11 protein-coding genes are annotated in these 8,780 nt (G+C 61.1%); 7 read left to right on the top strand and 4 right to left on the bottom strand.

The features are described from left to right. Both AC1DSN_RS13995 and AC1DSN_RS13990 read left to right on the top strand, forming a co-directional pair. Positions 1-179: phosphoketolase family protein (locus AC1DSN_RS13995; RefSeq protein ID WP_477331208.1), on the top strand; the 179-nt coding region annotated here is incomplete at its 5' end. Beyond that, the gene (locus AC1DSN_RS13990; protein ID WP_477298775.1) at positions 176-1,210 is read left to right on the top strand and encodes an acetate/propionate family kinase; all 1,035 of its coding nucleotides are present in this window, start codon (positions 176-178) and stop codon (positions 1,208-1,210) included. The genes AC1DSN_RS13995 and AC1DSN_RS13990, both read left to right, overlap by 4 nt. Positions 1,211-1,296: 86 nt before the next feature. Here the strand turns inward: AC1DSN_RS13990 and AC1DSN_RS13985 are convergent, their stop codons facing one another. Continuing rightward, complete coding sequence (locus AC1DSN_RS13985; RefSeq protein ID WP_477331206.1) at positions 1,297-2,814, bottom strand: fumarate hydratase; 1,518 nt, start codon at positions 2,812-2,814, stop codon at positions 1,297-1,299. Positions 2,815-2,929: 115 nt separating this feature from the next. Between AC1DSN_RS13985 and AC1DSN_RS13980 the strand changes: the two genes are divergently transcribed. Further along, positions 2,930-3,904: a thioredoxin family protein gene (locus tag AC1DSN_RS13980; RefSeq protein ID WP_477296806.1), complete on the top strand. Its 975-nt coding sequence runs from the start codon at positions 2,930-2,932 to the stop codon at positions 3,902-3,904. Positions 3,905-4,006: 102 nt separating this feature from the next. Here the strand turns inward: AC1DSN_RS13980 and AC1DSN_RS13975 are convergent, their stop codons facing one another. Further along, entirely contained in the window at positions 4,007-4,495 is a 489-nt protein-coding gene (locus AC1DSN_RS13975) for a hypothetical protein (RefSeq protein WP_477296808.1), read from the bottom strand. Between the two features lie 145 nt (positions 4,496-4,640). Between AC1DSN_RS13975 and AC1DSN_RS13970 the strand changes: the two genes are divergently transcribed. Both AC1DSN_RS13970 and AC1DSN_RS13965 read left to right on the top strand, forming a co-directional pair. Beyond that, on the top strand, positions 4,641-5,252 hold the full coding sequence (locus AC1DSN_RS13970) for a PadR family transcriptional regulator (protein WP_477296810.1): 612 nt from the start codon (positions 4,641-4,643) through the stop codon (positions 5,250-5,252). Then, a complete protein-coding gene (locus AC1DSN_RS13965; protein WP_477331204.1) occupies positions 5,249-6,007 on the top strand; it encodes a siderophore-interacting protein in 759 nt (252 codons plus the stop codon). The genes AC1DSN_RS13970 and AC1DSN_RS13965 overlap by 4 nt, the downstream gene beginning before the upstream one ends. Positions 6,008-6,192: 185 nt before the next feature. Here AC1DSN_RS13965 and AC1DSN_RS13960 read toward each other — a convergent pair whose 3' ends face one another. Beyond that, complete coding sequence (locus tag AC1DSN_RS13960) at positions 6,193-7,086, bottom strand: chitin binding peritrophin-A domain-containing protein (protein ID WP_477331202.1); 894 nt, start codon at positions 7,084-7,086, stop codon at positions 6,193-6,195. Between the two features lie 262 nt (positions 7,087-7,348). On the opposite strand from AC1DSN_RS13960, the gene AC1DSN_RS13955 reads away from it, so the two are divergent. Further along, entirely contained in the window at positions 7,349-7,636 is a 288-nt protein-coding gene (locus AC1DSN_RS13955; protein ID WP_477331200.1) for an SIP domain-containing protein, read from the top strand. A 6-nt stretch (positions 7,637-7,642) separates the two neighbouring features. Here AC1DSN_RS13955 and AC1DSN_RS13950 read toward each other — a convergent pair whose 3' ends face one another. Next, entirely contained in the window at positions 7,643-7,972 is a 330-nt protein-coding gene (locus AC1DSN_RS13950; RefSeq protein WP_477331198.1) for a hypothetical protein, read from the bottom strand. A 495-nt stretch (positions 7,973-8,467) separates the two neighbouring features. Between AC1DSN_RS13950 and AC1DSN_RS13945 the strand changes: the two genes are divergently transcribed. Continuing rightward, positions 8,468-8,780, top strand: a 313-nt coding sequence (locus tag AC1DSN_RS13945; RefSeq protein WP_477331196.1) for an AsmA family protein, incomplete at its 3' end; no start/stop codon positions are given.

Below are 8,780 nucleotides of genomic sequence, written 5' to 3'. Positions count from 1 at the left end.
GTTTCCAGCTCGCGCTCGATGTGATCAACCGCGTGCCTCGCTTTGCAGGTGAGCGCGAGAAGGCGACGCAGCGTTACTGGTCGGATATCCAGCGCCACAAGCTTTACGTCAGCGAACACGGCCAGGATCTTCCCGACGTGCGTAACTGGCAGTGGCAGGCCGAGGAGGCGGGCGAGTGAGCATCGCCACCGGCCATGTGCTCGCCCTCAACACCGGCTCTTCGTCGCTGAAGTACGGTCTGTACCGTGTCGATGGCGAAACCTGCGAGGCCTTGTTGACGGAGAACACGGAGTCCGCTGGCAACGGCAGTGACCCGATCGCGACCATTGTCGGCACGTTGCGCGATCGCGGCCTGCCGGCACCGGATGCCATCGGCCATCGTCTCGTGCATGGCGGCCCGAACGTGCGTCAGCACGCACGTATCGACGAGCAACTGATGGTGCATCTGGATGAAGCGCGTGCCTTTGCACCGCTGCATGTGCCGGCAGCGGTGCAGATGGTGAAGCGCTGTCGCGTGGCGTTTCCCGGCGTGACGCAGGTGGCCTGCTTCGATACGGCGTTCCACGCGACCATGCCGGAAGTTGCGCGCACCCTGCCCTTACCGGCGGATCTGCGAGCGGGTGGCATAGAGCGTTACGGCTTCCACGGGCTGTCGTACGAGTCCATCGTGCGGCAGCTTGGCGATGCGGTGCCTTCGAAGCTCGTTATCGCCCACCTCGGCAATGGCGCCAGCCTGTGCGCCGTGCGCGATGGCAAATCGATCGATACCACGATGGGACTGACACCAACGGGCGGCATCGTCATGGGCACTCGCCCGGGCGATCTCGATCCCGGCGTGCTGCTCTACCTGATGCGCGAGCGCGGTTACGACGCCAAGCGCCTGGAGACCCTGGTCGACCACGAGTCGGGATTGAAAGGCCTGTCCGGCGGGACGAGCGATATGCGCGAGTTACACACCATGGACAACGCGGCGTCGCATCTCGCGCAGGATGTCTTCGTGCACGTGGCGAGCAAGCACATCGCCGGGATGATCACCTCGCTAGGCGGTATCGACCTGCTGGTCTTCACCGGCGGCATCGGCGAGAACGACGCGGTAACCCGCGACGCCATCCTCGCCGGCCTGCAATGGATCGGCGACTTCAATTCCCGCGTCATCCCCACGGAAGAGGATGAGCAAATCGCAAGACACACCTGGAAGCTAGCCAGTTAGTTTTTGCTGAATTTCGCCGGCTCCCACACAAACCCGCCCGGCCTATGCAGCGGATTCATGTAGGAGCCGATTCATCGGCGATGCCGTTAGACCACCACGACCGGAATCTTGCCGATGCGCGACTGCCATTCCTTCGGCCCGGAGATGTGCACCGACGAACCGGCGCTATCCACCGCCACAGTCACCGGCATGTCCCTCACCTCGAACTCGTAGATCGCTTCCATGCCGAGATCCTCGAAGGCGAGCACGCGTGACGCCTTGATCGCCTTCGACACGAGATACGCGGCGCCACCCACGGCCATCAGATACACCGCCTTGTTATCGCGAATCGCGTCGATCGCCGTCGGACCACGCTCGCTCTTGCCGACCATGCCGAGCAGGCCGGTGGTCTCGAGCATCTGGCGCGTGAACTTGTCCATGCGCGTTGCCGTGGTCGGGCCAGCGGGACCCACCACTTCGTCACGCACGGGATCCACCGGGCCCACGTAGTAGATGAAGCGATTGGTGAAGTCGACCGGCAGCTGTTCGCCGCGGTTGAGCATGTCGATCATGCGCTTGTGCGCGGCGTCGCGACCGGTAAGCAGCTTGCCGTTGAGCAGGATGGTCTCGCCCGGCTTCCAGCTCTGCACTTCCTCGCGGGTGATCGTGTCGAGGTTCACGCGGCGACCCTTCGAAGAGTCGTAGGTGAGCTTCGGCCAGTCTTCCAGCGACGGCGGATCCAGCGCGACCGGACCCGAGCCGTCGAGCACGAAGTGCGCGTGGCGCGTCGCGGCACAGTTCGGGATCAGCGCGACCGGCAGGTTGGCCGCGTGGGTCGGATAGTCCTTCACCTTGATGTCGAGCACGGTGGTGAGGCCACCCAGGCCCTGCGCACCGATGCCGAGCGCGTTGACCTTCTCGTACAGCTCCAGGCGCAGCTCTTCGGCACGGTTGGACGGGCCGCGGGCGATCAGGTCGACAATGTCGATCGGCTCCATGAGAGCCTCCTTCGCCAGCAGCATCGCCTTCTCCGCGGTGCCGCCGATGCCGATGCCGAGCATGCCCGGCGGGCACCAGCCGGCGCCCATGGTCGGTACCGTCTTCAGCACCCAGTCCACGATGGAATCGGACGGATTGAGCATGGCGAACTTGGACTTGGCTTCCGAGCCGCCGCCCTTCGCCGCCACGATGACGTCGAGCTTGTCACCGGGGACGATCGTCACGTTGACCACGGCCGGCGTGTTGTCGCGCGTGTTCATGCGCTTGCCGGCGGGGTCGGCGAGCACCGAGGCGCGCAGCTTGTTGTCCGGGTGGTTATAGGCGCGACGCACGCCTTCGTTGACCATATCCTCGACGCCCATGGTGGCATCGTCCCAGCGCACGTTCATGCCCACCTTGAGGAAGACCGTGACGATACCGGTGTCCTGGCAGATCGGCCGGTGGCCCTCGGCGCACATGCGCGAGTTGATGAGGATCTGGGCGATGGCGTCCTTGGCCGCCGGCGACTCTTCGCGCTCGTAGGCGGCGGAGAGGTTCCGGATGTAGTCGACCGGGTGGTAGTACGAGATGTACTGGAGGGCGTCTGCGACGCTCTGGATGAGGTCGTCCTGCTTGATCGAGGTCATGGCGCTACGGCTGGCTCGCGAGGCTGGCAAAGGCGGGATTTTAGCGCACCTGCCGGTGTAAGGTCCGGGGATGTCGGCCGGTCTATTCACGGCACCCCGAAAACACGGAGTTTCCATGCGTCAGATCCGCCTCGCCTTCCTCGCCCTGTTCGTCGCTTTGGCCTCCCTGGCCGCGGCCGGACCGGCGACGGCTGCCCAGACCGCGCCCGAGTTCGCCGGCATCGCCAAGTGGCATAACTCCCCGCCACTGACCATGAAAGGGTTGCGCGGCAAGGTCGTCCTGATCGATTTCTGGACGTATTCCTGCATCAACTGCCTGCGCACCCTGCCCCACGTCACCCACTGGTACGACCAGTACAAGGACAAGGGCCTGGTAATCATCGGCGTGCATTCGCCGGAATTCCCGTTCGAGAAGCAGGAAGGCAACGTGCGCGACGCCATTGCCCGCTTCGGCATCAAATACCCGGTGGCCCAGGACAACGATCTGGAAACCTGGGACGCCTGGGATAACAAGTACTGGCCGGCCGAATACCTGGTGGACCAGCGCGGAAACGTCGTGGCGCACCACTATGGCGAAGGCAACTACATGGACATGGAGAACGCCATCCGCACCCTGCTCGGCTTGCCGCGACTGGCCGACGCCGATGCCAAGGCGGAAACCGACAAGGACGCCCCGGACTTCGCCCAGCTAGGCTCGCCGGAGATGTATTTCGGCGCCGACCGCAGCGAAAACAACGGCAGCCCCGAGGGCAGCGACACCGGCACGCGCGATTACACGGCGCCCTCCCGCCTCGAGTTGAACAAGTTCGCCCTGGTCGGGCGCTGGGAGATCGGCCGCGACAACGCCAGCCTGGTCGGTGCCAACGGCGAGATCCGCCTGCATTTCAAGGCGAAGATGGTCCACATGGTCGCCAGCGCCAACGACCCGATCACGGTCGAAGTCGCCGTGGACGGCAAGCCGCAGCCGCCGGTCACGGTGCAGGCGAGCAAGCTCTACACCTTGTTCGACGGCGACGGATACAAGGACCACGTGCTCACCATCAAGATCCCCAAGGCGAACTTCCACATGTTCACCTTCACCTTCGGGTAATAGTGTGGGAGCCGATTCATCGGCGATGCCCGGCGCAGCCGGGCCCGGACATTGCGGCGACCTGCTTTCGCCGCTGAAGCGGCTCCCACAGAAAACGGGGCATCAGAACTGGCGTGCACCGGGGTCGACGGCCTTGCAGCTGCCTTGGAACTTCTCGATGCCGTCGATCGTGATCTCGCCGGTACGCCTGTCTATATCGACCTTCGGGTGGTTGAGGCCATTCAAACGGTAACTCGCCCGGATGCGGTCCGGCGACACGTCGATATCCGTCAACGGCCACCAACCGTCCTGTCCGCCCGACGAAATGGGCGGTATGAGGCGTTTCGGTGGCCGTATGCGTCCTTGCCCCTGGTGGATCTCGATCTGGGCCGTCCCCTGCACCTGAGACGGATCCAGCGTGTTGTGCTGGGTATCGACATATTTGTGGTGCTTCGAATCCCATTCGGAGTCGTAGCTGGTATGCGACTCGAGATGCTCGCCGACGCCCGGGCAAATCAGGCTGAGATCGGTCTGGGGCGACTGCTGGGCTGACGCAATCGTCGCCAGCCAGGGCAATGCGACGTAAGTCAGGAAGACGGCGACACGCTTCATGTCCAACCTCTGTGGTCCGGAAGGAAAGGCCTCTGTTCGTAAGAAAACACGTTAGTCGACCATCTGTCGAGGGTCGGTCACTTGCCAAGAGTGTTTCTTAAGATATATCGTACGATCACTACGTACGATACATCGGAGAACACCCATGCACTTTTTCCACCACGCCAAGCACCGGTTCCACGACAAGATGGCTGCCATGGCCATGGGCCGCGGCGGCCGTTTCGGCGGCGGCCCGTTCGGCTTCGACGACCGTGACGGCATGCGCGGCGGGCGCGGCGGCGGTCGTTTCGGCGGCGGCCGCATGTTCGGCACCGGCGACCTGCGCCTCCTCCTGCTCGCCCTGATCGAAGAGCAGCCGCGCCACGGCTACGAACTCATCCGCACTATCGAAGAGATGTTCGACGGCCAGTACAGCCCAAGCCCGGGCGCCATCTACCCGACCCTGACCATGCTCGAAGAACTCGGCTACGCGCGCGTCGAAGCCGAGACCGGTGGCAAGAAGCTCTACGCCATCACCGAAGCAGGCAGCCAGTTCCTGCAGGACAACCGCGACACCCTCGAAGCCCTCACCGAACGCCTGCAGGTGATGTCCCGTCACATGCGCCGCATGGGCGTGCCGGACGGCATCCGCGAAGCCATGCACGCGATCAAGCACCAGCTCATGAACCACCACAAGAGCTGGGACGATACCGAAACCAAGCGCGTCGCCGGCATCATCCACGCAGCTGCAAAGGCCATCGCGGAGCGCAACGCATGAGTGCGACCGAACGGCATGCCATCCAGCGGGTGCGTCATGAGGTAAAAATGCGCCTGCTCGATGTGAAGCAGGTGACGTGGCTTACGCCACACATGGTTCGCGTCACGCTGACCGGCGAAAGCCTTAGGGGCTTCGTTTCGGCCTCGCCCGACGACCACGTCAAGGTGTTCCTCCCCCTCGACGGCGGCGCCATCAACCACCCGACCATGGGTCCGGATGGTCCTGTGTACCCGGAAGGCGTCACGCCCTCTCCGRCACGCGATTACACGCCACGTCGATACGACCCCGCCACCAACGAACTGGACATCGACTTCGTGCTGCACGGCGAAGGTCCGGCATCCACCTGGGCCGAATCGGTGAAAGTCGGCGACAAACTCGGCGTCGGTGGCCCCCGCGGCTCCATGGTCATCCCCGACGACTACGACCATTACGTGCTGGTCGGCGATGAAACCGCCCTGCCCGCGATCGGCCGTTGGCTCGAGGAAATGCCTTCGACGACGCCCGTGACCGTGTTTGCCGAAATTGCCTCGCTCGAAGAGAAGCAATTGCTTCGCCGCGATGTGCGTTGGTTCGTCCGCGGTGAGTCACCTTCGATGGACGAAGCGCTTGCTGCGTTAGCGATTCCGCCTGGCGACACCTTCTGGTGGGTTGCCGTCGAGTCCATGCGTGCACGTGCGCTGCGTTCGCTGCTGGTCGAGAAGCGTGGGATCGACAAGGACTGGGTGAAGGCGACCGGATATTGGCTGGCTGGGTGAGTTCAGGACACGCATGACACGGAAAACAATATCTGGTCACGCAACTCATCTGGACCCGACCAGAGAGAGAGCTCGGCAACGAAATCCTCGCCCTCTACATCCCGTAAGCGCCGCTTAACCGCTCCACTTCGTGAACACATAACCCTGCCAGCTCTACCCTATTCCCTTGACACCTCCACAGACACTCACCTGCTGTTCCATACGCACGACTGCCTAGTCGGATTAAACTTCATGCCTACGGCACACGTTATTGCCCTCGGCTCATGTAAGGAATCGCACTTGTATGCTCGACGCGGATCACCCGGATACTGATAATACTTATTACTCGCCAATTTGACTGCACTACAAGATGGCGGCATTGCTGTCATCGCTCGCGATTCCCCGACTGTCATGTCTACGTCCAACTCACCTTGTTCTGAATGCGTTTCGCCAATAAGACGAGCCCCCCTAACGACAATCGATTTTTCGTCCACATCTTCATCGCTCATCTCTTGCTGATTCATTAGCAGCTTGAGCTCTACTGGCACTTGAACTATCACACCACCTTTGTTTACGGGGACGAGACCCACGACGGCCACCTCCTTCCCAGGCTCGATACTCTGGGCAGGGATGGATTTACCTGCGATGAGAAGACGCGAAACAGAAGTTGTACCCCGACAGCTATTTTCCGTGGCGGTACTTTTGCAGATCGACCTAACCTGCAGGCCCTCAATCTCCACAAGTCCGCCAAGCATCGAGACGTGACTCGTTACAGCAGTTCCCTCGGCTGTTGCCATGGTTGAATTCACCAAATTGGCGGACTCAGTGGCCAAATTGTCGATTGTGAGAATCGACAAGGCAGGCAAGCCGTACGATATCTTCGTGCGCTGTGCGTCACTGCTGCCGGAACCTTCTTTTTCGACGATCTCAACCGGATCCTGATCTAACGTTGGCTCCGATATGTCTGGCATATCTAAATAAATGTAAGTTCGACCACTATCTGCTCCGGATCGAGCACTAAAAGAAAGCGTTTGCGCATCGATTGTTCCACTTAATACCAAGAGCATCGACACCACGAGAAATGTTGAGGGCGATTTCATCTGAACCTCCATGTTCTTCCACTCCGATTGCTCCCCTGTTGCTGCCTTCTATACTCCTTCGCTCTCCCCTGCAATACGCCACTCGTTGTAGTCCTCAACACACTGCCCCGCCTTTCGCATGGCCCTACAGATCGCAGGTGACCGTGCCGTGAAATGGCGACGCCGACTGCACGGCAGCCGACGGAATTCAGGATCACCGGTTCGATGGTCGTTTCGATCCGGGCAAACACATAATCTTGCCAGCCGCCGAGTTATCCCCGCCATGGGCCGTTGGCTCGAGGAAATGCCCGCCAGCACGCCCGTGACCGTGTTTGCCGAGATCGCTTCGCTCGAAGAGAAGCAGTCGCTGCACCGCGACGTGCGCTGGTTCGTGCGCGGTGAGTCCCCCTCCCTGGACGAAGCGCTCGCGGCGTTGCCGATCCCGGCAGGCGATACGTTCTGGTGGGTCGCCGTTGAGTCCATGTGTCGCCCGCACCCTGCGCTCGTTGCTGGTCGAAAAGCGCGGTATCGACAAGGACTGGGTGAAGGCGACCGGGTATTCTCAGGCTGACTGAGTTCAGGGCACGCATGACACGGAAAACAAAATCTGGTCACGCAACTCATCCGGGGCCGACCAGAGAGAACTCCGCAGCGAAATGATGGCCTCTACATTGGTACCGTCGTTTACTACATTGGTACCGTCGTTTAATTGATGTCGCGAGATAACCACTCTCTCAGCTTGACCGTTGCCGGCGGCGCTCGACCACCGATGCATGGAACATGTCGGCACGCCATTGCTTTCGAACGTCGACTTAAAGTGAATGACATACGTCGACTGGGTTTCTACACCTTCAACCTCCTCCTCAGTGCTCACACTGACGCGGTCGATGACAGCGTCGCTATTCATGATCTTTCCATTCATGGAGAAGAGGGCCTCTTGAGCCCCCAGGGACGGCGTGAACGTCGTCTCCGGCGGAGCACAGGCGCGTTTCGGACATAGGTACGCAGTCGTCCGCGCGGGGTCGTCGCCTCGCACGTGTAGGCTATCGCTGAATCGCCTACTGGAGCCGCAATAGTCGCGCCGGAGAAGTTCACGAGGAGTGTGAGTGTAAGAACGCTAAAGCACGTCGGGTATTTCATAGCTCGTTCCCTCGAGTCGTTGATTATTTCGCAGTCCTGAAACCCTGACCGTGAATCGCCATTCTTGGCCTCTTGGTCGGATACACCCTAATCACTCGTGCACACACGAGTAAATATGCCATGTGTCGTAGTCTCGGCTGTGCTTTTTCGGCACCACCCGTCGTCACATACTCTGGACTTCGCTTAACCAGAGCCCGCATTGAACACATAACCTTGTCAGCCCACCGGTTACCTCTGTCACCGTTATAGGAGTGGAGGCGACATGATGCGGCGTGGAAGGAAGATAGTGGCGTGGGTGGTGGGGATCCTGATCCTGCTCATCATCGTGATCATTCTGTTTATCGCCCTGTTCGACTGGAACAGGCTTAAACCGACGATCAACGAAAAGGTTTCCGAGGCCATCGGCCGGCCTTTCGCCATCAATGGCGACCTTTCGGCACACTGGTCGCGCGAACCAGGCGAAGACGGGCTGGTCAGTCTGATTCCGTGGCCGCACTTCACCGCGCTCGACATCACGGTGGCGAACCCGGACTGGGCGAAGACGAAACAGTTCGCGACCTTGCAGTCCCTTGAGT

The sequence above is a fragment of the Luteibacter sp. P4_D7_3 genome (assembly GCF_056401735.1).
This window is presented reverse-complemented; position numbering and strand designations above follow the sequence as displayed.